The sequence below is a fragment of the Bartonella vinsonii subsp. vinsonii genome, from assembly GCF_902825235.1.
In the GTDB taxonomy this organism is placed as follows: domain Bacteria; phylum Pseudomonadota; class Alphaproteobacteria; order Rhizobiales; family Rhizobiaceae; genus Bartonella; species Bartonella vinsonii.
The window spans coordinates 63,452-85,579 of record NZ_CADEAJ010000008.1 but is presented as its reverse complement, the minus strand read 5'-3'; the positions used below and the strand labels follow the sequence as shown (position 1 = coordinate 85,579).

Sequence of the window (22,128 nt, the reverse complement as noted above, 5' to 3'; positions counted from 1 at the left end):
TAAAAGAGCTAAGATTTATAAGTTTAGGTTTTAAAATAAATTGTGGTTGGAAAATGACGTGGGGCAATTAGAAATGACAGTAAAGAGATTGAATTATACCGTTTTAACACCATTGCAAAAGAAAAATCGAAAACAAATTCAAGTGTGGCTTTATTCTATTTTATTGCTTTGTTTGGCAATAGTTTTGGTGGGGGGAGCTACCCGCTTGACGGGATCAGGATTGTCGATAACTGAATGGAAGCCAATTCATGGTGTTATTCCACCGATTGGTGTGGATCAATGGCAGGAAGAATTTTTAAAATATCAACAGATAGCGCAATATAAGCTGCTTAATCGTGATATGACGTTAAGCGCGTTTAAGGTTATTTTCTGGTGGGAATGGGCGCACCGTATTCTCGGTCGTCTTGTCGGTCTTGTCGCCTTAATAGGTCTCATTTGGTTTTGGGCGACAAAACGTATTGAAAAAAGTATTTTGCTTCAGCTTACCGTTGTACCAATCCTTATTGCCTTTCAAGGGTTTATTGGTTGGTGGATGGTGGCTTCTGGTATTGGTCAAAGTGATTTGACAAGTGTGAGCCAATATCGTTTAGCTTTTCATCTTGTCACAGCATGTTTTGTTATTATTTTTGTTACTTATTTATCTCGAGGGCTCACAGAATATTCAGAAAAACCAGCGAATCGCAAGATTCAGTATTTTGCAGGATGGTTTGTCGTTTTTATTTTGATTGAGATTTATTTGGGCGCTTTGGTTGCAGGTCTTCATGCTGGAAAAGTTTATAATACATGGCCACTTATGGATGGTCAGATCATACCCGATGGATTATTGCAGCATAATCCTGTTTGGCTTAATTTGTTTGAGAATCCTTTAACTGTTCAATTTATCCATCGTTTTTTTGCTTACTTTTTATTTATTGCAGCAGTTGTTCATGCTTTATATGTACGAAGTAATATTCCACACTCAACGCATTCTCGTCGTGCATTTTTTATGTGTATTATGATCATTCTTCAAGCAATCTTAGGTATTCTCACATTGTTACATGAGGTCCCTATCAGTTTGGGGCTTATTCATCAAATTGTTGCATTAGTCACATTGTGCTTTTCGGTTGCGCATTGGCGAGCAACAAAGGGGGCATATCATGTCGTTAAATAATATTTATACAGAGAAGTTAATTTCCTGAAAGCATTAAGTCGAGATTTTGAATAACAGCTGCGGATGCCCCTTTTCCTAAATTATCTAATAGAGCACAGAGATTGAAAATCCCTTCGCGCTCGTTGCCAAAGACGAATAGCTTTATTCCATCTTTGTGTGCGAAGCATTCTGGATTGAGTTTAGTAAGAGCATCTGTTTCGTCTTGTGATGCAACTGATATGATATTCTGTCCTTTATAATGGTTTTCAAGAATTTCACGTAGATCAGAACAGTTCGCTGATTTTGTAAATAAGTAGCGATGGAGTGGAATATTTACAATCATTCCTTGAGGGAAACGACCAACACTTGGTACAAAAACAGGTGTTTGGTTGATTTGCCCATAGATTTTAATTTCTGGCACATGTTTATGTTCAAGATTAAGACCATAGATAAAATAATTTTCCCGCACGTCATTCTCTTGAAATTGGTTTTCCATTTGTGCAATCAATTGTTTTCCCCCTCCCGTATAGCCAGATATTGCATTAATTGATATTGGATAATGAGCGTCAAGCAGACCTGCTTCACGGAGTGGACGAATCAAGCTAACTGCACCGGTAGGATAACATCCAGGATTGGATACGTAATGAGCTGCTTGGATACGTTTTTTTTGTCCTGCTGTCATTTCAGGAAAACCGTAGACCCAGTCTGGTGCCACACGGTGGGCTGTTGAGCTATCAATAATTCTAATTTTTTTATTATTTTTAAGCCAGTTAACTGTTTTGCGTGCAGCATCATCTGGAAGACATAAAATAGCAATGTCAGTTTGGCTAAGACAGTCTCGTCGCATATCAATATTATGTCTCTCTGTATGAGAAAGAGAGAGTAATTGAAAATCCGAACGTTCGGCTAGTCGTTTTTGTATTTGTAATCCGGTTGTTCCGTGTTCACCATCAATAAAAACTTTCGTTGTCATTCTCTTGGCCTTGAATTAATTTTTTCTACCGTATTGAGCTTGTCATGTTAAAATTATTTTAAGTTATTAGCAATTTTAATGGTAGTTATTAAATGATTGAATTTCTTAAGGTTATAGATCTTTCTATTTGCAGAAAGTGTGACAAATAGAAGTGCGGAAAGAGAAACTTCATACTTATTTTACTTCATTTTTATGAGGGAAGAGTTTCCTATTTTATATGGTAAAGAAATAAGATAAATGTTTGTACCATTTTTGAGTGAAAGTGGTTTAAAATGTTTGGTTTGCACAGTTTGCTGTGTTATCGTCCCATTACTTTATTTTTTATATGTTAGGAATGTGTTTTATGACTCAGCAAGATAATGACATACAAAAGCGCTTTTTTAATGATAGTTTACAAACCGTTGATAGGGAAATTTTTGATGCAATTAAGGGAGAGTTTGAGCGTCAACAACAAGAAATTGAGCTGATTGCGTCAGAGAATATTGTTTCAAGAGCAGTTCTTGAAGCACAGGGATCGGTTTTAACCAATAAATATGCAGAAGGTTATCCAAGAAAGCGTTATTATGGGGGATGTCAGTTTGTTGATGTTGTTGAGGATTTAGCAATTGAACGCGCAAAACAGCTTTTTGGTGCTGCTTTTGCAAATGTTCAGTCTCATTCTGGTAGCCAAATGAATCAAGCTGTCTTTTTAGCTTTACTGCAGCCTGGTGATACATTTATGGGACTGGATTTAAATGCTGGTGGTCATCTTACACACGGTTCATCTGTCAACATGTCTGGAAAATGGTTTGATGTTGTTAGCTATGGTGTGCGTCAAGAAGATCAGATTCTTGATATGGAGGAAGTTGAACGGCTTGCAAAAGAACATAAGCCAAAGCTTATTATAGCAGGTGGCTCGTCTTATCCTCGCCTATGGGATTGGAAAAAGTTCCGTGAAATTGCAGATGAGATTGGTGCTTATTTTCTCGTTGATATGTCTCATATTGCTGGCTTGGTTGCTGGCGGCGTTCATCCTTCACCGGTTCCACATGCGCATATTGTGACAACGACAACGCATAAATCGTTGCGCGGTCCTCGTGGTGGATTGATATTGACAAATGATGAAGTTTTAGCCAAAAAAATTAACTCAGCAATTTTCCCTGGTCTTCAAGGTGGTCCTTTAATGCATGTGATTGCGGCTAAGGCTGTTGCATTTGAGGAGGCTTTACAGCCTTCTTTCAAGAGCTACAGCGCTCATGTTGTTGCTCATGCAAAAATTTTGGCAAAAACATTACAGAGTAATGGTTTTGATATTGTTTCTGGTGGTACAGATAACCACTTGTTGTTGGTTGATTTGCGTTCCAAAAATGTGACAGGAAAACGCGCTGAGTTGGCTTTGGGACGAGCAAATATTACCTGTAATAAAAATGGTATTCCTTTTGATCCTGAAACACCATCTATAACATCGGGAATTCGTTTGGGATCACCTGCTGCAACAACGCGTGGTTTTACAGAAAAAGAATTTATTCAAATTGGGGAGCTGATTTCAGAAGTTCTTGATGGTCTTAAAGCAGCAAAAAGCAATGAGGACAATAATGCCGTTGAAATGGCTGTTAAGAAAAAGGTAAAAGATATAACGGATAAGTTTCCTCTTTACTCTTATCTTAGCACTTGTTAGAGGTGCAAAAGAGATGCGTTGTCCTTACTGCCAGTATGAGGATACACAGGTTAAAGATTCGCGTCCTGCAGAGGAGGGGGCGGTTATTCGCCGCCGCCGTGTCTGTGCTGTTTGTGGTGGTCGTTTTACAACTTTTGAACGTGTTCAGCTGCGTGAGCTATTGGTCTCTAAAAAAAGTGGTCGAAGTGAACTCTTTGATCGTGATAAGTTAATGCGATCAGTTGATATAGCTGTGCGTAAACGCAATATTGATCCAGACTATATTGAACGGGCAATTTCTGGCATTGTACGACAACTCGAAAGTTTAGGAGAACCAGAGATTTCTTCGGAAAAAATTGGTTGTCTTGTGATGGAAGCATTGAAAAGTATTGATGATATTGCCTATATCCGTTTTGCTTCTGTTTATCGGGATTTTCGTAATGCAAGCGATTTTCATGACGTTATCGACGAGTTGTCAAAAGGTATAGCGGATACAGAATCTCATTTTGATGAATAAAAAAATGCAAGATAAGCGGTTTATGGCTGCAGCTATCCGTTTAGCAGAACGTCATGTTGGTCTTACTGGTGAGAATCCTTCAGTTGGTGCGTTAATTGTGCAAAACGATGAGGGTGCAGGGACATCTATTGTGGGGTATGGTGTAACAGCCATTCACGGTAGACCTCATGCTGAAGTGCAAGCGTTACAAATGGCTGGAACTCTAGCTCATGGTGCGACAGCTTATGTGACTTTAGAGCCTTGTTCACATTATGGAAAAACTTCGCCATGTGTGAATGCTCTTATTGATTCAGGTGTTTCGCGGGTTGTTATTGCTCTTACTGATTTAGATAAACGGGTTGATGGCCGAGGTATTTCTCTTTTACGTGCTGCTGGTATTGAAGTGGTTGAGGGCATTCTTGCTGAAGAAGCTTTTGAAGCATTGTGTACACATTGGTGCATAAGGAAATTGCAACGTTGTGCGGTTACTTTAAAAATGGCAATTTCTGCTGATAATGGTGTGGGAAAAAAAGGGCAGGGGGGAATAAAAATTAGTGGAATGACTTCTCATACCTATACGCATATTTTACGCGCTCAAAATAATGCTATTCTCGTTGGTATTGGCACTATATTAGCGGATGATCCACAATTGGATTGTCGTTTGCCAGGGATGGAAATGCGTTCGCCAATACGTGTCATTTTGGATGCAGATTTATGCATCCCACTTGATGCAAAAGTTGTTCAGACAGCAACAAGAATTCCTACATGGATTATTTGTAATGGGAATCCTTCAAAGAAAAGCAAAAAAAGTGCGTTGGAAAAGTGTGGTGTGTCTGTGTATTCAGTAAAAATAAAGAATGGCTGCATGCAGCCCCTTGCTATTTTACAGCTGCTTTATCAATGTGGAATCAATAGTGTTTTACTTGAGGGAGGAGTGAAGACAGGAGAAAAGTTTTTAAATTCTGGTTGTGTAGATCATTTGATATGCTTTTATGCTCCCATTATTTTAGGCAAAAACCGTATTGAAGCTCCTAATTTTGAAAATTATCTCTCACAATTTCATAAAGTTGAAGCAAGAATGTTTGGAAATGACCGTTTTTATAAATGGAGGCGTAAGACGTTATGTTCACAGGGATTATAACGGATATCGGTTGTATTGAAGATATTCAATCTTTAAAAAAAGGGGTGCGTTTCAATGTCTCTACGCGTTATGCTGTTGAAAGCTTAGAGATTGGTTCGTCTATTGCGTGTTCAGGAATTTGTTTGACAATCGTTGGACGAGGATCAAAACAGGCAAATATGAGTTGGTTTGCTGTAGAGGCGTGGGAAGAGGCATTACGTTTGACTAATCTTGCCCAATGGACAAAAGGAACGTGTATTAACTTAGAGCGTTCTCTCCGATTGGGTGATGAAATGGGGGGGCATTTGGTTTCTGGTCATATTGATGGTTTAGCTGAGATCATTGATCAAAAAAATGAAGGTGATGCAGTTCGTTTTTTTCTACAGGTTCCAACACAATTTACGCCCTTTATTGTAAATAAAGGTTCTATTGCACTTAATGGGACGTCTTTGACCGTGAATTGTGTTGAGGGCTGTATTTTTGATATTCTTATTATTCGTCATACACTTGAAATGACAACTTGGGGACAAGCTAAAATTGGAGACCAAGTCAATTTAGAGATCGATCCGTTGGCTCGTTATGTTGCAAAGTTTTCTGGTTTTAAAATGACAGATGTGTGAGTTGAAAGTTATTGTAATTTTCAAAATTTTGTACTCTATAAGCCTAATTTTTTTGGTTAATTTTTATGGGATCTTGTTATGATAAAAGAGGAGCATAAAAAGTTGCATCTATTGATCGTTGAAGCACGTTTTTATGAGGGGATTTCTGATGCTCTTCTTGCAGGCGCAGTAAATGCTTTGCAGAAAGCTGAAGTAAGCTATGATATCGTGACAGTTCCAGGGGCATTAGAAATACCAGCTGCAATAGCTTTTGCTGAAAAAAAGAGTAAGTATGATGGTTATGTCGCACTTGGCTGTGTTATTCGAGGTGAAACATATCATTTTGAAATTGTTGCGAATGATTCTTGTCGTGCATTGATGGATTTAACTGTTCATAAACACTTGGCTATCGGAAATGGTATTTTGACTGTTGAAGATGAAAAACAAGCATGGGAGCGTGCAAAACAGGATCAAAAAAATAAAGGTGGTTTTGCTGCTAAAGCTGCTTTATGTATGATCGCTCTAAAAAAGAGATTTGGAGATAATCATTAAATATGGCTGATATAAAAGGAAAACATTCTCCGCGTTCAGCCAATAAACGTGGAGCAGCAAGACTTGCTGCAGTTCAAGCCCTCTATCAAATGGATATAGTTGGTTCTGGTGTAATGGAAACGGCAGCTGAATATGAGGCTTACCGTTTAGGAAAAAATATTGATGGAGATCAGTATCTTGATGCTGATTTTCAATGGTTTTTAGCTATTATCACGGGTGTTGTAAAGAATCAAAAACAGCTTGATCCTATGCTTCATCAACAACTTTCTACAGAGTGGTCACTTTCACGTCTTGATTCCATATTACGAGCAATTTTGCGTGCAGGTTTATGGGAATTGATGAACCGCCAAGATGTACCTGTTGCTGTTGTCATGAATGAATATGTGGATATAGCAAAAGCATTTTTTGATGGTGATGAACCAAAGCTCGTTAATGCCATTCTTGACAGTATGGCAAAAAAAATCCGCCTCTAAGAATATTTCCTTAATCTCAACATTGTCGGGACTGACAGTTATCAGTCCCGAGATTATCAGGCTTATACAGATTGTTATAATCTAGTTATGTGTTGGCAAATTCGCAGGACCTTTAATAATCTGGATTAAGAAAGGCTGTTCTTTTGTAGCGGTTGGAGTTGTTTGTGTGATGAAATCGAATACTTGTCCATTTTGTAGACCATAATGCGCTACTTTAGCAACTTGGTTGTTTTTATTGAAATAAATAGCCAAAACTTTACGATCAATAATTTTTGTTTTCATAAATTGCATCGCACGATAGCGCGTTTGTGAGATATAATAGAAGACCTCATTATCATATTTTGTTTTAAGTGAGGGGGTTCCTAAACTTAAAATAACTTGCTCCTGACTTGATCCAACAGAAACAGAACTAAGAGCATTTTTATCAAGAACATAACCTTCTTGATATATTTGGCTTGAACCTGAAGAATCAAGAATACTACAACCAGAAACTGCTACCATGCTTGCTATTGACAGACCAATCAATGACTTACGTTTGATTAAGGCTGTTATGTGAGGCATTTGAAACAATGATATCTCCCTTTATATACTTAAATACACGACAAGAAGGTAACCTCAAGTTTTTTATCATTTTAGCTTAATCTACCATAGCTTACATTGAGCTTCCCTGTTATAAAGTAGTTATGCCATATAGAATTTCTTTAGAAAAGAAAAAAATGAGTGAAATGTACTTTGGCTAAACAAAAGTGCAATACATTACATCCTATATTCGGGAGTCGTTAATGAATCTTCAAAATGTTTCTCAAATGACATTTGCTTTGGCTTATCCCATATCAGTACGTTCTCTACCAGCTAAGGGCATAAAGGTTTCTATTTATGCAAACCATAAAGAGTGCGCTCACTTGGCTCAGAATCATGATTTGGTTGAAGTAAAATCTTGTGAAGGAAAATTCCATATTTTCCCGTGGAAAAAACGCGGAGTACGTGTAAAAGGTCTATTGCGGGCACGTATAATACAGTTATGTGTTGTTACACTAGAACCGATAGAAAATATTCTCCGTGAAAATATTGAGGTTGTTTTGGTCTCTGAAGACTCAAATTTAATAAAGCCCAAAACAGTGGAAGATACAGGAGAATTATTTTTAGATGTGGAGGGACTAGATACACCAGAAGTATTTTATGGCGATAAAATTGATATTGGTGCAATTATGGAAGAATTCTTTGAGTTGTCCATTAATCATTATCCGCGCAAAGAGGGGGTAAAGGCGTGTGTGATTGAAAATTTAGAAGAAACCGAGCAAAAATCATCGCCATTTTCTGTTTTGGAAAGTTGGAAGCGGCTGTAAAAACATAAAAAATTATCTATTGTGCTGCATTATAAAAACAGTATTTTCTGCGGAGCTATTTTCGCTGAAGGTGTTTTGTGGTTATTCAGTAGCAAAAAATCGTAATATGCTTTTAAAAGAGTAAATGAAAAGATGTGGGATATGCAAACGTGATTAGAATTTCTGTGGATGTCATGGGCGGTGATTATGGTCCAGAAGCAACTATTGCAGGAGCAGCAATTGTACAAAAATATTTGTCAAATATTTATTTTCTGTTTTATGGGATAGAGGAAGCTGTTACGCCGGTTTTAAAAAAATATCCTTGTTTGGCTTCTGTATCGCGCTTTTATCCTACAGAAAGCTACACGCGTATGGATGAAAAGCCAAGCCAAGCCCTTCGCAATGGGCGTGGTAAATCATCTATGTGGTATGCAATTGAAGCGGTAAAAAATGGAGAAGCTGATGCTTGCATTTCTGCGGGCAATACGGGTGCACTCATGGCGATGTCTTATTTTTGTTTAAAAATGATGGCAGAGGCTGAACGCCCTGGAATTGCAGGTATTTGGCCAACGCTTCGCAGTGAAAGCATTGTTTTGGATATTGGAGCAACGATTGGTGCATCTGCGAGCCAATTGGTTGATTTGGCTGTTATGGGGGCGGGCATGTTTCGCGCTTTATATCACACTGAAAAACCAAGTGTTGGGCTTTTAAATGTGGGGGTTGAAGAGGTTAAAGGCCTTTATGAAATTAAAAAGGCGGGAATGATATTGCGTGAAGTGCAATTAGAAGGATTAGAATATAAGGGATTTGTTGAAGGCAATGACATTGGAAAGGGAACCGTAGATGTTGTTGTAACGGAGGGTTTTTCTGGTAATATTGCTTTAAAAACCGCAGAGGGTACTGCGCGGCAGATGGCGGAGATTCTAAACTCCGCTATGCGCAGTTCTTTTTTAACATCTCTTGGTTATTTTTTATCACGGAGCGCTTTTCGTGCACTGAAACACAAAATGGATCCTGATAGGGTGAATGGGGGGGTGCTTTTAGGTTTAAACGGTGTTGTCATAAAAAGCCATGGAAGTGCTAATGCTAATGGCTTTGCTTCTGCTATCCGCGTTGGTTATGAGATGGTTAACAATGGACTTTTGAAAAAAATAACTGCTGATTTGCGGTGGTTTCATGAAAATAAAGAAACACTTTTTAATCAAGAAGATGAAGCGATAATAAATGAGAAGAACTTATGATAAGTTTTTGTAATATAATTAAAAAATCTGAAGAAAAGGTTAGGGCTTAATGATTCGATCCGTTATACGTGGTGTAGGAAGTGCTCTGCCTCAAAAAAGCTTATCGAATGATGAGATTGCAGCATTTGTTGAAACATCGGATTCATGGATTGTTCAACGTACAGGAATACGTCAGCGTTATATTGCCAATAAAAATGAAACAACGGTTTCTTTAGGAGTTGAAGCTGCACAAAAAGCACTTATAAATGCTGGTTTAACAATAAAAGATATTGATTGTATTATTTTAGCAACTTCAACACCAAACCGTACTTTTCCTGCTTCTGCTGTTGAAATTCAGCATGCTTTGGGAATGGCTCATGGCTTTGCTTTTGATATTCAAGCTGTTTGCTCTGGTTTTATTTTTGCTTTAGCAACAGGAGATGCCTATTTACGCTGTGGAACAGCTAAAAGAATTTTAGTTATTGGGTCTGACACATTTTCTCGAATTTTGGATTGGAAAGATCGCACGACATGTGTTTTATTTGGCGATGGTGCGGGTGCTGCTGTTTTGGAAGCACAGGAGTGTGAAAGCAATCTTGCTTTCGATCGTGGTATATTGGCTACAAAATTGCGCTCCAATGGCGCATATATGGATAAGCTGTATGTTGATGGCGGTCCTTCGACAACGCAAACAACGGGCTATTTACGCATGGAAGGACGAGAAGTTTTTAAATATGCTGTCGGTATGATAACGGATGTCGTCGATGATTGTTTTGCGGCTGCTGGTATGAATTCTTCTCAGTTAGATTGGTTTGTGCCTCATCAGGCCAATAAACGTATTATTGAAGCATCAGCTAAAAAATTGGGAATTGCCATAGACAAAGTTGTCATTACTGTTGATCAGCATGGTAATACGTCTGCAGCATCGGTGCCATTGGCTTTAACAACAGCTGTTTGCCAAGAGAAAATTAAAAAAGGAGATCTCATTATGTTAGAAGCTATGGGAGGTGGGTTTACGTGGGGAGCAATTCTTATTCGTTGGTAAATTATAGTCCCTTGACCATATTTGAATAAAACGTATAAGTCATTTTATAATTTTTAATGTTTTAAATAGGTGGTTATAATGACAAGTAAAACAGTGACGCGTGCAGATTTAGCGAGCGTAGTTTGTAGAAGGGTAGGCTTGTCACACACTGAATCAGCAGCTTTGGTTGAATTGGTTTTGGATGAAATTTGCAATTCACTTGTGAGAGGTGAAGCAGTTAAGTTATCTTCTTTTGCAACTTTTCAAGTTCGTAGTAAAAATGAACGCGTTGGACGGAATCCAAAAACCGGCATTGAAGCGCCTATTCCGCCGCGACGTGTCGTGACATTTAAGGCTGCAAATATCCTTAAACAAAGAATCTTAGATTCGCATCGTGCAAGACAAAAAAATAATATCACATAAATAAATACTGTTACGATATTTGGTATTTGTTAAAAAATTGTATTATAGATTGGATTTTGCATTTTGTTTCAAAAAAAAGGTTTTTGGGGTTAATTATAGTCAAGTATGGTCCTATTTTTGACTAATCTTATTGAGAAATTGAAACTTTATGAGTCGTTGTGTAACCAAAAGTGTTTTAAATAAGGTGTTACAAAATGGATAAGAGCTCTGATGCTTTTCGCACAATTAGCGAAGTAGCCGAGTTATTGGAGCTTCCGCAGCATGTGTTAAGATTCTGGGAAACACGTTTTAGGCAAATTAAGCCAATGAAGCGTGGGGGGGGAAGGCGCTACTATCGCCCAGCCGATATTGAGTTGCTCAATGGCATTAAGCAGTTGCTGTATGATCAGGGGTATACAATAAAGGGTGTGCAACGCCTTTTGAAAGAGAATGGTATTGCTTTTGTTACTGCATTTGGCAATGGTGATCTTGAAGCTATGAATGTCGTAATAGAAAAGAAACATGCAGGACAAACTTTTGAAACTTCCAGCAGTAAACCTAAAAAGTCTTCTTTTGGGCTTTTGAGTTTCATGAGGAGCGAAGGGGAGGTGTCTATTGGTTCTGTTAATATTCACAAAGATAAAACCGATAAAGCATTGTTACAAGAAACGCTTTTTGAACTCATTGAATGTAAACGTGTACTTGATAGAGCACGATAATTTTATCGCTCCTTTTATCTTTTAGTATGTTTTTAAGCATTTATTAAACGGCGTAAATCTGGTGGTGTTGCTTCATCGATAAGTTGTTTAATAGCTTCTTCTATAGACAAGGAGAGCTGATCTGTGCTTCCTAAGCGGCGCATGCTCACGCTATTCGTTTCAGATTCACGTTTGCCACATACCAAAATTACCGGAACTTTTTGTAAAGAATGTTCACGTATTTTATAATTAATTTTTTCATTACGAAGATCTGATGTTGCAGAAAGTCCAGCAGCTTTAAATTTTGCCGTTATTTTTTTTGCATATTCATTTGCTTCAGATGTAATGGTTGCTACAACGATTTGTTCAGGTGCAAGCCAAAGGGGCATATGTCCAGCAAAATTTTCGATTAAAATGCCAAGAAAACGTTCCATTGATCCAAAAATGGCGCGATGTATCATGACTGGTTGACGTTTTTCTGAATCTTTATCAATATAAAATGCACCAAAACGCTCAGGGAGATTAAAGTCTATTTGTGTTGTTCCACATTGCCATTCACGACCGATAGCATCTTTCAATGTATATTCAAATTTGGGACCATAAAATGCACCTTCACCTGGGAGGATACTTGTTTTGATTTGTCCTGAAAATTTTGTCTCAATAATTTTAAGAACGGATTCCATGATATTTTCCGCGTGATCCCATAATGCATCAGTTCCGACACGTTTTTCTGGACGTGTTGAAAGCTTAAGGCTGATTTCTTTAAAACCAAAGTCAGCATAAGTTGATAAGATTAAATCATTAATCTTGAGGCATTCATCAGCTAACTGCTCATCTGTACAAAAAATATGCGCATCATCTTGTGTAAAGCTTCGCACACGCATAAGACCATGGAGAGAGCCTGAAGGTTCATAACGATGGACAAGACCAAATTCAGCAAGTCTTATAGGCAAATCGCGGTAAGATTTTAAACCATGTTTAAAAATTTGCACGTGACCAGGACAATTCATTGGTTTAAGGGCAAAAACATTTTCATGATCCCAATCCTCCGCCGCAGGAATTGCTTTGAACATGTTTTCTTTATACCATCCCCAATGGCCAGATATTTCCCAAAGTGATCTATCGAGAACTTGCGGTGCATTCACTTCCGCATATTGATGATCATCGAGACGTCTACGCATATAGTTGATCAAATTTTGGAACATTTTCCAGCCTTTTTTGTGCCAAAAAATCATTCCTGGTCCTTCTTCTTGAAAATGAAATAAATCCATTTCACGTCCCAAGCGGCGATGATCACGTTTTTCAGCTTCTTCTAGCGTGTTTAGATAAGTTTTTAAGTCATTTTCGTTCGCAAATGCTGTGCCATAAATTCTCGTTAGCATTGGATTATTGGAGTCGCCACGCCAATAAGCTCCTGCGACTTTCATCAGTTTAAAGGCACTTCCAATTTGTCCAGTAGATTGCATGTGTGGTCCGCGACAAAGATCAAACCAATCACCTTGATAATAGATTTTTAAATCTTGATTTTCGGGAATGCTCTCAATAAGCTCAACCTTATAAAGTTCGCCTTTTTCAGAAAAAATCTCTTTCGCTTTTTCACGAGACCAAATCTCTTTTTTGAAGGGGTTATTGCGTTGAATAATTTCACGCATTTTCCTTTCAATAATAGTGAGATCATCTAATGTAAAAGGCTGTTGGCGCGCAAAATCATAATAGAAACCATTTTCGATCACAGGGCCAATTGTTACTTGCGTTTCAGGAAAGAGCTCTTGTACTGCTTCAGCTAGGACATGTGCACAATCATGGCGTATGAGCTCAAGAGCACGTGGATCTTCTCGAGTAATAATTTCTATTTGACCCGATTCTTCTAATGGATCTGACAGGTCTCGAATGCTTCCATTAAGGCTGTAGGCAACAGCTTTTTTTGCAAGTGATTTAGAAATGGATGCTGCCAATTCTAAACCAGTCATTTCAGTGGGATAATCACGTTTTGAACCATCAGGAAATGAAAGAGAAACAGAGCAAGACATAAAACACCCCTTTAATCCAATTCCGCCAACGATTGCGGATGGGTTTCTTAAAAAACTGAGTTATAATTAATTTAAAGTCTAGAAACTCATTTTTCTATCAATACGCATAAAAAAAAGAAAGAACTATTTATTGTGTTTCGTAGAAATTTTCCAATAACGCCAAGGTTTATAAAAACAACAACTCTTTTCGAGAGAGGGAGGTACTGGATCAAATCCATATGTTCCAAATGGACCACAACGTATGATACGAAAAAGTCCCATCCATGCACCAGCCCATAATCCATGGCGTGCGATTGCTTCATAAGTATATTCTGAACAGGTTGGTGCATGACGACACTGATTTCCTATCAAGCTAGAAAGCGTTATTTGATAAAAACGTATCAAGAAAATGCCAAGTAATCGTCCAGGTGTTTTTCGCCAAGGTCCCACATAATTTCGGGTTTGTCTGTTTTTTTGAGAGGGTGGTAATTTGAGCATTTATTTGTTTTCAATTTGCTTGATACACTCTATGATTGCATCAAAAGGAAGTATTGTTGATGCATGACGCGTTTTATAGTCTTTAATGGGCTGCAAACAAGAAAACGCTTCAAACGGAGCTTGGGGAGGCGGACCATCTTTTGTGAGCATGTAATAGATAGTTTCACGTAACATTTTAAGATTTTGTGTTGTTTGTCCTATAATATGAGATGCTAAAAGCGAAGCTGCAGCCTGTCCTAGCACACATGCTTGCACTTCATGAGCGAAATCTATAACGATGTTATTTTTTACTTTGAGATCTACAGTGATTGTTGAACCACAAAGACGTGCATGTTTTTTTGACGTTGCATCTGGATTATTAAGACGTCCGATTCTACTTATATGTGAAGCATATTCAAGTATTTTATCACTATAGATATTATCAACCATGAGCGCTTGCCTGAAATTTCGAGAATCGCGATTGTTTAAGCTTTTAATTCGCTTATATAGAGATTATACAAAACAAAATATGTATGTAGCAAATGCTTTATAGAGCGTGAAACTGGAGTTTTTTTAATGCGTGATGTTATTAAAGGAGGTTCAAGAGATCCATTTTTATCTGAGAAACGTCCTAGTGTTGAAGAAGTAGAGGCGGCGATTCGTACATTGCTCTTATGGGTGGGAGAAAATCCGAATCGAGAGGGGCTTGTAGATACTCCTAAACGTGTAGCGAAAGCATATCGCGATCTTTTTACTGGTTATAGCAAATCGGTTGAAGAGATTTTAGATACGGTTTTTGAAGAAGCTTCAGGGTATCATGAAGCGATAATAGTAAAAAATATTCCTTTTTATTCACATTGTGAACATCATATGATTCCGATTGTTGGTAAAGCGCATATCGGGTATTTTCCTGATACTAAGATTGTTGGACTTTCAAAAATTGCGCGTGTTGTGGATGTTTTTGCTCGTCGTTTACAAACACAAGAGGCAATGACAGCTCAAATAGCTCACGCTTTGGGAGTGCATCTGAAACCTCGTGGTGTTGCGGTGTTGATTGAGGCTGAGCACATGTGCATGGCTATGAGAGGAGTTCAAAAGCAGGGAGCTACAACAATTACAACAAGTTTTCAGGGGTGTTATGAAAAAGATCAAGGTTTACAGGCTAACTTTATGAGGATGGTTCAAAGATCATAGTAGAGCTTATATTCTGGTGACTTCGTATTGGGCTATAAGTTCTTCAGGTAAAATAAATCGTAGGAAAGCGAAAATAGGCTTGTACCTTGCTTTACGATTTGTTAAAGCCAGAAATTAATGTATTTCACTTCACCATGTGCGGTCGTGGCGGAATTGGTAGACGCGCAGCGTTGAGGTCGCTGTGGGGCAACCCGTGGAAGTTCGAGTCTTCTCGACCGCACCATTTGATTTCTCTTGTGGGTTGTATTATATTCAACAGGGATGCTGTTTTATGCATTGTAGCGGGGTTTTTCTTTGTGTATTATTTGATTTAGTGCATTCCCAGTAATGCTTGCATTTTAGGTCAGTAGAAGTTTTGTTCTTTTATCTGTAGATCTGAGGTGTTAAATCTTTTTAGAGGGTTGGGTGTTGTTGTGAAAAATACAATATTTCTAAAGTCTTTAACATTCTTTATTTGTATTTCTTTATTGATGGCCTGTAGCAGATCGCGTGCTGTGCTTTGGCACGGGGTCCATGCAACACCGTCTATGATTGCAGTGCAAAGGGAAGTTGAAGGTAGCCCCATTCTTCCGAAAACTGTTGTTCCAGTATATGTTGCAACAAGCCGAATGATGCAAGACAACTATTCTCAGCCTTATGGAGCAGAGCGGTCAAATAAAGTACATTATAATCGCGTTGATGTGGGAATTCCTCAACAACATGTGAAGGGGGTTGTTGAAATAAACGCTTATAAACCTACCCATGATAAATATTTTGCCGCGGTGGCCTTGCAAAAATATGATAATAAAGAACAATTTAAGCAGCAACTAAATGCCGCTTTAGCAAAAAAGCCAAAAGGAAAGAGAGAGATTTTTCTTTTTATTCATGGCTATAACAATAATTTTGCAGATGGCACATTTCGTACAGCTCAGTTTACACACGATTATTCTTTAGATGTTGTCGCTGTACACTATTCATGGCCTTCTGCTGGATCAGTACCTCTTTATATTTATGACCGTGATAGTGCAAATTTTGCGCGTGACGGACTCATAGAGCTTTTGAAACTTGTTAGTGAAACCCATGCTGATCAGATTTCAGTTATTGCGCATTCTATGGGTAATTTTGTTATAATGGAGGCCTTTAGAACTTTAGCATTACAGGGGAACTATAAACCTATTCGTCGTATTACAAGTTTCTTAATGGCGGCGCCGGACATTGATGTCGATGTTTTTGAACGTCAGCTTAATGATATTAAAAAATTGCCTCAACCAACAGCTATTTTAGTATCTCGTGCGGATAAAGCACTTGCTGTTTCGGGGCGCCTTACGGGTGGACATCATCGTGTGGGGGATGGTTCAGATATTGCAATGTTGCGTAGAAATGGAATAACGGTTCTTGATTTCTCTACTGTTGATGGTGGAGCACATAATGTCTTTGCATCTTCACCAACGTTAATGGCTCTTTCTCGAGAAGGTTCTTTGGCTTCTACAATTATGCAGGGTACAGAATTATCACCTAGTCAGGCGCTTCTTGCTGATAGTAGTACTGTGTTGGAAAAAACAACGCATCTTATTCTTTATACACCTGTGCGTTTTTTAACCCCATTGGCTTCGCATTAATGTAAAAAATCCGGAATTTTCTATCAAATATAAATGAATTACAACGCATGTTTTTTAGCACTTTCTTTAGAATAGCTTTGTAAAATAAAAAAATAGCGGAATGAATGTAAACAATTATGAGGTGCGTTCATAATGGTTGCACGAAAGCGCTCTGTCGATACACCTACATTAGTTGATTATTTATCTCATTCTGCAGTTAAATTATTAGATATTCATACTATGCTTTTGAGGGCGAGAGAAGTTAATATGGGGGAAAAAGCAAATTTATTGCGTCAAATTGATTCTACAAAAAAACAGCTGGATGAAATAAGTCATGCTCTTGTTTTAGAATATCGTAAACGTCAAGAAAATGAACGTTTCTTAAAACAAGTTCTGCTATCAATTTCCGATCAACTGTTTTCTCTTAATAATGGTTTTAAAGAAACGGGACGCCTTTTCTTTCAAGAGATGAGAATACTGCAGTCTCAGATGCAATGTTTTTATGAGGGAATGGAAAGACAACATTTATTAGAGAGCCAAGAATCTTGTTATACTCCGTCAAAAATTGATGAAGTGATTAAACAATTACAAAAAGCACGAGAAAAGCTTATTGTTGAAAGCCCACATCTCTTTGAAAAAGAATATTAGTGAAAGATAAAAGATTTCAACTTTTTAGAAAATAGAGTGATTCAAAGGCTATAGCCATTTTAAGAAAAGAAGCTGATGTTTGTCGTCATAGTTTTACGATCAAGCTTTCTGATCAGTTGAGTCGCAAAATCGTCAGCATGTCTGTGAGAACGTTGAATAGCTTAACACCACTTGAATTAGAATCCGTCAAAGAATTTTTAGCACAATTAGAAAAAGAAAAAGCGAAAAAAATGCCCCCGTTGTAGAGGCGTGATTTGAAATCCTATTTCCTAACCTTTATTTACACCCCCCCCGCACCTAAAAAACATGTGAAGTATCAACAAGTTACATGAAACTTAAAAGCGTATGGTGGGCGATGAGAGACTCGAACTCCCGACATCCTCGGTGTAAACGAGGCGCTCTACCAGCTGAGCTAATCGCCCAATGCAATGACCAGCAATTGGATAGGCATTCTTTACGGAAAAAAAAATCTAAACGCAAGAATAAAGATAGTGTTTTACAATTTTTTTAAAAAAATGCATAAGCCCGCTTGACATGAACGCATGAACCCCTTACACGACCGCTTATACCAATGTGAATTGGTTTGAAAAAAGTGCGCGGGTGTAGCTCAGTTGGTTAGAGTGCTGGCCTGTCACGCCGGAGGTCGCGGGTTCGAGCCCCGTCACTCGCGCCATTTTCGTCATTTCTTTATAAGTTTTTATTTTTTTGAGTATAAATATCCTTAATTTAGATTTTCTTCCTTTTTACGTAGTTTATGAGAATAGGGCTTGCGTCTTGCTTTTCTCTGCGTTACCTATGCCGATAAGAAAAGCACGCTCAATACGTCCTTGAAGCAGTACGAGCGGAAATGAACAGAGATAATTTACCTGTTTGATTTAACAATATGGAATGATTGCTTTAATCCGGTCATTTCATTAAGGTGGAAGAGGATTATGACTCATTTATTGGGCTCTTATTTGCCGGTGTTAATCTTTATCATTGTTTCGGCAGTTATTGCTGGGGTTCTTTTGATTATGCCTTATATCGTGGCTTATCGTTCTCCTGATCCTGAGAAATTATCGGCTTATGAATGTGGGTTTAATTCATTTGATGATGCACGTATGAAGTTCGATATTCGTTTTTATTTAGTGTCGATTTTGTTTATTATTTTTGATCTTGAAGTTGCTTTCCTGTTTCCTTGGGCAGTTTCATTTAACTCGATCGGTATGTTTGGTTTTTGGTCGATGATTGTGTTTTTAACACTTTTGACCATCGGGTTTATATATGAATGGAAAAAAGGAGCTCTTGAATGGGATTGATGTCTAACAATTCAACAATGATTGCTCCAAAGCCAAAAGGAATTATTGATCCGAATACAGGCGAATTGATAGGTTCTGATGATAATTTCTTTCGTGATATTCATGCTGAATTATCTGATAAAGGTTTTTTAGTTACTTCGGCGGATGCTTTGATTACTTGGGCGCGTACCGGCTCTTTAATGTGGATGAGTTTTGGTTTGGCTTGTTGTGCTATTGAAATGATGCAATGTTCAATGCCTCATTATGATAACGAGCGTTTTGGATATGCGCCACGCGCTTCACCCCGTCAGTCAGATGTGATGGTGGTCGCGGGTACTCTAACAAATAAGATGGCACCTGCTTTAAGAAAAGTGTACGATCAAATGCCGGAACCACGTTATGTGATTTCTATGGGATCGTGTGCCAATGGTGGTGGGTATTACCATTATTCTTATTCAGTTGTTCGTGGTTGCGATCGTATTGTGCCTGTGGATATTTATGTTCCAGGGTGTCCTCCTACGGCAGAGGCATTACTGTACGGTATATTATTGCTACAGAAAAAAATTCGTCGTACTGGGTCTATAGAGCGATAGGGGCTTTATTGTTATGGTGAATGAATCATTGGTTGAACTTGCTGCCTATTTGAAAAACAAATTGGGAGATAAACTTGAAGAAACCATTCTTGCATTTGGTGAACTGACTGTAATATCACGGCTCTCTGCAATTACGGACGTATTAATGTTTGTTCGCGATGATTCTCGTTGTCAATTTATTAATCTTACAGACATTAGTGGTGTTGATTATCCATCTCGCGATAAACGTTTTGATGTTTCTTACCAACTCTTATCCCCTCGTGAGAATTTACGCTTACGTGTTAAGGTGCATACTGATGAAAATACGCCTGTTGCTTCTGCTTGCTCGGTTTATCCTGGGGCAGAGTGGTATGAGCGGGAGGCGTACGATATGTATGGAATTTTATTTTCAGGGCATCCAGATTTAAGGCGGATTTTAACCGATTATGGATTTGAAGGGCACCCTTTACGTAAAGATTTTCCTGTGACAGGGTTTGTTGAATGTCGTTATGATAATGAAGCAAAAAGGGTGGTTTATGAGCCTGTTGTTCTGCGGCAAGAAATGCGCAATTTTGATTTCCTTTCTCCTTGGGAAGGGGGGCAATATGTTTTGCCATGTGATGAAAAAACAGATGTCAAAAAATAATATTCGAGCGAATAAAATTAGAATTTAAAGTTCAAAATAATTAAATGTTTTTCGTATGATAAAAGGTTTTATTAATATTTAATATGAAGTTTTTAGATGAAGCAAGGGGTTGAGTGTGGCTGAAGTTAATGTTCGGAACTTTAATATCAATTTTGGACCGCAGCATCCTGCAGCGCATGGGGTTTTGCGCATGGTTCTGGAATTGGACGGTGAAGTTGTTGAGCGTGTAGATCCACATATTGGATTATTGCATCGTGGTACCGAAAAATTAATGGAAACCAAAACTTATCTGCAAGCTGGCCCTTACTTAGATCGTTTGGATTATGTTGCTCCTATGAATCAGGAGCATGCTTTTGTGCTTGCTGTTGAAAAATTATTGGGTGTTGAGGTTCCCAAACGAGGGCAGTTAATACGTGTTTTGTTTTCTGAAATTGGACGTATTCTTAATCATTTGCTTAATGTAACAACGCAAGCAATGGATGTTGGTGCTTTGACACCACCGCTTTGGGGATTTGAACAACGTGAAAGATTGATGATTTTTTATGAGCGTGCGTGTGGAGCACGTCTTCATGCAAATTATTTTCGTCCTGGTGGTGTGCATCAGGACTTACCGGAATCTTTAATTGAGGATATTGGTAATTTTATTGATCCCTTTCTTATTGCTCTTGGTAAACTTGATGCGCTTGTAACGCCAAATCGGATTTTTAAGCAGCGTAATGTTGATATTGGCGTAGTAAATATTGATGAAGCTTGGGCTCGTGGTTTTTCTGGTGTCATGATTCGTGGAGCTGGTGTGCCATGGGATTTGCGTAAAAGCCAACCTTATGAATGTTATGATGAAATGGAATTTGATATTCCTGTAGGTAAGAATAGCGATTGTTACGATCGTTACCTGATTCGTATGGAAGAGATGCGTCAATCAGCGAAAATTATGCGCCAATGTGTGGAGCGTTTACTGAGTACTGAAAAAAGCGGACCTGTTTCGAGTTTAGATCGCAAAATCGTTCCTCCAAAGCGGAGCGAAATGAAAAGTTCAATGGAAGCGCTTATTCACCATTTTAAGCTTTATACGGAAGGTTTTCATACTCCTCCTGGTGAAGTATATGTTGCTGTGGAAGCTCCGAAGGGTGAGTTTGGAGTTTATCTTATTTCTGATGGAACGAATAAGCCTTATCGTGTTAAATTACGTGCTCCTGGTTTTGCTCATCTTCAAGCTATGGATTTTTTAACACGAGGTCATATGTTGGCGGATGCTACAGCTATTTTGGGTTCGATTGATATTGTTTTTGGGGAGGTTGATCGCTAATGTCCGTGCGCCGTCTTGCAGATGATATTTACCAACCCGCAGAGTTTTCTTTTACAAAGGAAAATCAGATATGGGTAAAAAATACTATAGAAAAATATCCTGTAGGGCGTGAGCAGTCTGCTGTAATTCCATTATTAATGCGTGCTCAAGAGCAAGATGGTTGGGTAACGCGCGCTGCGATTGAGCATATCGCACAGCTTCTTTCCATGGCGTATATTCGTGTTCTAGAGGTTGCAACCTTTTATACTCAGTTTCAGCTTCGTCCAGTTGGAACAAAGGCACATATTCAGGTTTGTGGTACAACCCCTTGTATGTTACGTGGATCCGGTGAATTAATCAAAGTTTGTAAGAAAAAAATTCATCATGAACCTTTTGTTACCAATCAAGAGGGAACATTATCATGGGAAGAGGTAGAATGTCTTGGAGCCTGTGTGAATGCTCCCATGATTATGATTTTTAAAGATACTTATGAAGATCTTACAGTTGAACGTCTTGAAGAAATTATTGATGCATTTGAAGCAGGTAAAGGTTCTGAGATAGCAGTTGGTCCGCAAAATAGTCGTAAATCATCGGAGCCGGTTAGTGGTTTAACTTCACTTATTGAGCAAGAAGAAAAGAAGTCACTTAAATCGTTAAAGAAAAAAGGTAAAGGGGAATGAGGGACATAGTATTTTTCTGGAAAAGATATTTTATTATTCCATCCGTTGTGGCAGTATTTGACTAAAAGTTAATTGAAAAGATGTTTAAGAATTGCATTTGAGGAAAAACTAAGAAT

At 38.3% G+C, this 22,128-nt stretch carries 25 protein-coding genes and 3 tRNA genes; 22 read left to right on the top strand and 6 right to left on the bottom strand.

Annotated elements, in window-relative coordinates; translation table 11 throughout:
* Positions 1 to 58 precede the first annotated feature (58 nt).
* Positions 59 to 1,150 carry a COX15/CtaA family protein gene (locus J7R12_RS06860; RefSeq protein ID WP_126603422.1) on the top strand — a complete coding sequence of 364 codons (1,092 nt, stop codon included), beginning with the start codon at positions 59 to 61 and terminating at the stop codon, positions 1,148 to 1,150.
* Between the two features lie 16 nt (positions 1,151 to 1,166).
* On the opposite strand, the gene argC is transcribed toward J7R12_RS06860, so the two are convergent.
* Positions 1,167 to 2,102 (bottom strand): N-acetyl-gamma-glutamyl-phosphate reductase, encoded by a 936-nt coding sequence (argC, locus tag J7R12_RS06855; RefSeq protein ID WP_126603421.1) that lies wholly within the window; start codon positions 2,100 to 2,102, stop codon positions 1,167 to 1,169.
* Positions 2,103 to 2,445: 343 nt separating this feature from the next.
* On the opposite strand from argC, the gene glyA reads away from it, so the two are divergent.
* The 6 genes from glyA (at position 2,446) to nusB (ending at position 6,978) form a co-directional block, all read left to right on the top strand.
* Positions 2,446 to 3,759, top strand: a complete 1,314-nt coding sequence (gene glyA / locus J7R12_RS06850) for a serine hydroxymethyltransferase (protein ID WP_126603420.1) — start codon at positions 2,446 to 2,448, stop codon at positions 3,757 to 3,759.
* A gap of 13 nt (positions 3,760 to 3,772) precedes the next feature.
* A complete protein-coding gene (gene nrdR, locus J7R12_RS06845) occupies positions 3,773 to 4,255 on the top strand; it encodes a transcriptional regulator NrdR (RefSeq protein ID WP_126603419.1) in 483 nt (160 codons plus the stop codon).
* Entirely contained in the window at positions 4,248 to 5,375 is a 1,128-nt protein-coding gene (gene ribD / locus J7R12_RS06840; protein WP_126603418.1) for a bifunctional diaminohydroxyphosphoribosylaminopyrimidine deaminase/5-amino-6-(5-phosphoribosylamino)uracil reductase RibD, read from the top strand. Before nrdR ends, ribD begins: the two co-directional genes overlap by 8 nt.
* The gene (locus J7R12_RS06835) at positions 5,357 to 5,974 is read left to right on the top strand and encodes a riboflavin synthase (RefSeq protein ID WP_126603417.1); all 618 of its coding nucleotides are present in this window, start codon (positions 5,357 to 5,359) and stop codon (positions 5,972 to 5,974) included. The genes ribD and J7R12_RS06835 overlap by 19 nt, the downstream gene beginning before the upstream one ends.
* 78 nt (positions 5,975 to 6,052) lie before the next feature.
* Positions 6,053 to 6,505, top strand: a complete 453-nt coding sequence (locus J7R12_RS06830; protein WP_126603416.1) for a 6,7-dimethyl-8-ribityllumazine synthase — start codon at positions 6,053 to 6,055, stop codon at positions 6,503 to 6,505.
* A 2-nt stretch (positions 6,506 to 6,507) separates the two neighbouring features.
* Entirely contained in the window at positions 6,508 to 6,978 is a 471-nt protein-coding gene (gene nusB, locus J7R12_RS06825; protein ID WP_126603415.1) for a transcription antitermination factor NusB, read from the top strand.
* 81 nt (positions 6,979 to 7,059) lie between these two features.
* Here nusB and J7R12_RS06820 read toward each other — a convergent pair whose 3' ends face one another.
* Positions 7,060 to 7,539, bottom strand: a complete 480-nt coding sequence (locus J7R12_RS06820) for an outer membrane protein assembly factor BamE (protein ID WP_126604038.1) — start codon at positions 7,537 to 7,539, stop codon at positions 7,060 to 7,062.
* A gap of 221 nt (positions 7,540 to 7,760) precedes the next feature.
* Between J7R12_RS06820 and J7R12_RS06815 the strand changes: the two genes are divergently transcribed.
* The 5 genes from J7R12_RS06815 to J7R12_RS06795 all read left to right on the top strand — a co-directional run bounded on the left by J7R12_RS06815 (position 7,761) and on the right by J7R12_RS06795 (position 11,668).
* Positions 7,761 to 8,324, top strand: a complete 564-nt coding sequence (locus tag J7R12_RS06815; protein ID WP_126603414.1) for a YceD family protein — start codon at positions 7,761 to 7,763, stop codon at positions 8,322 to 8,324.
* A 149-nt stretch (positions 8,325 to 8,473) separates the two neighbouring features.
* Positions 8,474 to 9,544 carry a phosphate acyltransferase PlsX gene (plsX, locus tag J7R12_RS06810; protein ID WP_126603413.1) on the top strand — a complete coding sequence of 357 codons (1,071 nt, stop codon included), beginning with the start codon at positions 8,474 to 8,476 and terminating at the stop codon, positions 9,542 to 9,544.
* A 49-nt stretch (positions 9,545 to 9,593) separates the two neighbouring features.
* Positions 9,594 to 10,568: a beta-ketoacyl-ACP synthase III gene (locus J7R12_RS06805; protein ID WP_126603412.1), complete on the top strand. Its 975-nt coding sequence runs from the start codon at positions 9,594 to 9,596 to the stop codon at positions 10,566 to 10,568.
* Between the two features lie 78 nt (positions 10,569 to 10,646).
* Positions 10,647 to 10,970, top strand: a complete 324-nt coding sequence (locus J7R12_RS06800; protein ID WP_126603411.1) for an integration host factor subunit alpha — start codon at positions 10,647 to 10,649, stop codon at positions 10,968 to 10,970.
* A gap of 194 nt (positions 10,971 to 11,164) precedes the next feature.
* Complete coding sequence (locus tag J7R12_RS06795) at positions 11,165 to 11,668, top strand: MerR family transcriptional regulator (RefSeq protein ID WP_126603410.1); 504 nt, start codon at positions 11,165 to 11,167, stop codon at positions 11,666 to 11,668.
* A gap of 32 nt (positions 11,669 to 11,700) precedes the next feature.
* Here J7R12_RS06795 and thrS read toward each other — a convergent pair whose 3' ends face one another.
* The 3 genes from thrS to J7R12_RS06780 form a co-directional block, all read right to left on the bottom strand.
* Entirely contained in the window at positions 11,701 to 13,677 is a 1,977-nt protein-coding gene (thrS, locus tag J7R12_RS06790; protein ID WP_126603409.1) for a threonine--tRNA ligase, read from the bottom strand.
* A gap of 123 nt (positions 13,678 to 13,800) precedes the next feature.
* Positions 13,801 to 14,154, bottom strand: coding sequence for a membrane protein insertion efficiency factor YidD (yidD, locus tag J7R12_RS06785; RefSeq protein WP_126603408.1), 354 nt, complete (start codon positions 14,152 to 14,154; stop codon positions 13,801 to 13,803).
* Positions 14,155 to 14,583 (bottom strand): iron-sulfur cluster assembly scaffold protein, encoded by a 429-nt coding sequence (locus tag J7R12_RS06780; protein WP_126603407.1) that lies wholly within the window; start codon positions 14,581 to 14,583, stop codon positions 14,155 to 14,157. It abuts the gene before it with no gap.
* Positions 14,584 to 14,709: 126 nt separating this feature from the next.
* Between J7R12_RS06780 and folE the strand changes: the two genes are divergently transcribed.
* From folE to J7R12_RS06760, 4 genes are all read left to right on the top strand, one after another.
* A complete protein-coding gene (folE, locus tag J7R12_RS06775) occupies positions 14,710 to 15,327 on the top strand; it encodes a GTP cyclohydrolase I FolE (RefSeq protein ID WP_126603406.1) in 618 nt (205 codons plus the stop codon).
* 138 nt (positions 15,328 to 15,465) lie between these two features.
* A tRNA-Leu gene (locus J7R12_RS06770) sits at positions 15,466 to 15,550 on the top strand.
* 190 nt (positions 15,551 to 15,740) lie between these two features.
* Positions 15,741 to 16,925, top strand: coding sequence for an alpha/beta hydrolase (locus tag J7R12_RS06765; RefSeq protein ID WP_126603405.1), 1,185 nt, complete (start codon positions 15,741 to 15,743; stop codon positions 16,923 to 16,925).
* Positions 16,926 to 17,057: 132 nt separating this feature from the next.
* Positions 17,058 to 17,552 carry a hypothetical protein gene (locus J7R12_RS06760; protein WP_126603404.1) on the top strand — a complete coding sequence of 165 codons (495 nt, stop codon included), beginning with the start codon at positions 17,058 to 17,060 and terminating at the stop codon, positions 17,550 to 17,552.
* Positions 17,553 to 17,898: 346 nt separating this feature from the next.
* Here the strand turns inward: J7R12_RS06760 and J7R12_RS06755 are convergent.
* Positions 17,899 to 17,974 (bottom strand) — tRNA-Val (locus J7R12_RS06755).
* A 174-nt stretch (positions 17,975 to 18,148) separates the two neighbouring features.
* On the opposite strand from J7R12_RS06755, the gene J7R12_RS06750 reads away from it, so the two are divergent.
* The 6 genes from J7R12_RS06750 to nuoE all read left to right on the top strand — a co-directional run bounded on the left by J7R12_RS06750 (position 18,149) and on the right by nuoE (position 22,012).
* A tRNA-Asp gene (locus tag J7R12_RS06750) sits at positions 18,149 to 18,225 on the top strand.
* Positions 18,226 to 18,484: 259 nt separating this feature from the next.
* On the top strand, positions 18,485 to 18,850 hold the full coding sequence (locus tag J7R12_RS06745; protein ID WP_126603403.1) for an NADH-quinone oxidoreductase subunit A: 366 nt from the start codon (positions 18,485 to 18,487) through the stop codon (positions 18,848 to 18,850).
* On the top strand, positions 18,841 to 19,422 hold the full coding sequence (locus J7R12_RS06740; RefSeq protein ID WP_126603402.1) for a NuoB/complex I 20 kDa subunit family protein: 582 nt from the start codon (positions 18,841 to 18,843) through the stop codon (positions 19,420 to 19,422). The genes J7R12_RS06745 and J7R12_RS06740 overlap by 10 nt, the downstream gene beginning before the upstream one ends.
* Positions 19,423 to 19,438: 16 nt before the next feature.
* Positions 19,439 to 20,047 (top strand): NADH-quinone oxidoreductase subunit C, encoded by a 609-nt coding sequence (locus J7R12_RS06735; protein WP_197721531.1) that lies wholly within the window; start codon positions 19,439 to 19,441, stop codon positions 20,045 to 20,047.
* A 115-nt stretch (positions 20,048 to 20,162) separates the two neighbouring features.
* On the top strand, positions 20,163 to 21,353 hold the full coding sequence (locus J7R12_RS06730) for an NADH-quinone oxidoreductase subunit D (protein ID WP_126603400.1): 1,191 nt from the start codon (positions 20,163 to 20,165) through the stop codon (positions 21,351 to 21,353).
* Entirely contained in the window at positions 21,353 to 22,012 is a 660-nt protein-coding gene (gene nuoE, locus J7R12_RS06725) for an NADH-quinone oxidoreductase subunit NuoE (protein WP_126603399.1), read from the top strand. The genes J7R12_RS06730 and nuoE overlap by 1 nt, the downstream gene beginning before the upstream one ends.
* Positions 22,013 to 22,128: the final 116 nt, after the last annotated feature.

What these genes read in the sequence shown, in the direction of transcription:
- J7R12_RS06830 (WP_126603416.1), top strand. Translation starts at nt 6,053, where the DNA reads ATGATAAAAGAGGAGCATAAAAAGTTGCATCTATTGATCGTTGAAGCA.
- J7R12_RS06795 (WP_126603410.1), top strand. Translation starts at nt 11,165, where the DNA reads ATGGATAAGAGCTCTGATGCTTTTCGCACAATTAGCGAAGTAGCCGAG.
- J7R12_RS06780 (WP_126603407.1), bottom strand. Translation starts at nt 14,583, where the DNA reads ATGGTTGATAATATCTATAGTGATAAAATACTTGAATATGCTTCACAT.
- J7R12_RS06800 (WP_126603411.1), top strand. Translation starts at nt 10,647, where the DNA reads ATGACAAGTAAAACAGTGACGCGTGCAGATTTAGCGAGCGTAGTTTGT.
- yidD (WP_126603408.1), bottom strand. Translation starts at nt 14,154, where the DNA reads ATGCTCAAATTACCACCCTCTCAAAAAAACAGACAAACCCGAAATTAT.
- folE (WP_126603406.1), top strand. Translation starts at nt 14,710, where the DNA reads ATGCGTGATGTTATTAAAGGAGGTTCAAGAGATCCATTTTTATCTGAG.
- glyA (WP_126603420.1), top strand. Translation starts at nt 2,446, where the DNA reads ATGACTCAGCAAGATAATGACATACAAAAGCGCTTTTTTAATGATAGT.
- J7R12_RS06745 (WP_126603403.1), top strand. Translation starts at nt 18,485, where the DNA reads ATGACTCATTTATTGGGCTCTTATTTGCCGGTGTTAATCTTTATCATT.
- J7R12_RS06815 (WP_126603414.1), top strand. Translation starts at nt 7,761, where the DNA reads ATGAATCTTCAAAATGTTTCTCAAATGACATTTGCTTTGGCTTATCCC.
- J7R12_RS06760 (WP_126603404.1), top strand. Translation starts at nt 17,058, where the DNA reads ATGGTTGCACGAAAGCGCTCTGTCGATACACCTACATTAGTTGATTAT.
- nuoE (WP_126603399.1), top strand. Translation starts at nt 21,353, where the DNA reads ATGTCCGTGCGCCGTCTTGCAGATGATATTTACCAACCCGCAGAGTTT.
- J7R12_RS06820 (WP_126604038.1), bottom strand. Translation starts at nt 7,539, where the DNA reads ATGCCTCACATAACAGCCTTAATCAAACGTAAGTCATTGATTGGTCTG.
- nusB (WP_126603415.1), top strand. Translation starts at nt 6,508, where the DNA reads ATGGCTGATATAAAAGGAAAACATTCTCCGCGTTCAGCCAATAAACGT.
- argC (WP_126603421.1), bottom strand. Translation starts at nt 2,102, where the DNA reads ATGACAACGAAAGTTTTTATTGATGGTGAACACGGAACAACCGGATTA.
- ribD (WP_126603418.1), top strand. Translation starts at nt 4,248, where the DNA reads ATGAATAAAAAAATGCAAGATAAGCGGTTTATGGCTGCAGCTATCCGT.
- J7R12_RS06805 (WP_126603412.1), top strand. Translation starts at nt 9,594, where the DNA reads ATGATTCGATCCGTTATACGTGGTGTAGGAAGTGCTCTGCCTCAAAAA.
- thrS (WP_126603409.1), bottom strand. Translation starts at nt 13,677, where the DNA reads ATGTCTTGCTCTGTTTCTCTTTCATTTCCTGATGGTTCAAAACGTGAT.
- J7R12_RS06835 (WP_126603417.1), top strand. Translation starts at nt 5,357, where the DNA reads ATGTTCACAGGGATTATAACGGATATCGGTTGTATTGAAGATATTCAA.
- nrdR (WP_126603419.1), top strand. Translation starts at nt 3,773, where the DNA reads ATGCGTTGTCCTTACTGCCAGTATGAGGATACACAGGTTAAAGATTCG.
- J7R12_RS06740 (WP_126603402.1), top strand. Translation starts at nt 18,841, where the DNA reads ATGGGATTGATGTCTAACAATTCAACAATGATTGCTCCAAAGCCAAAA.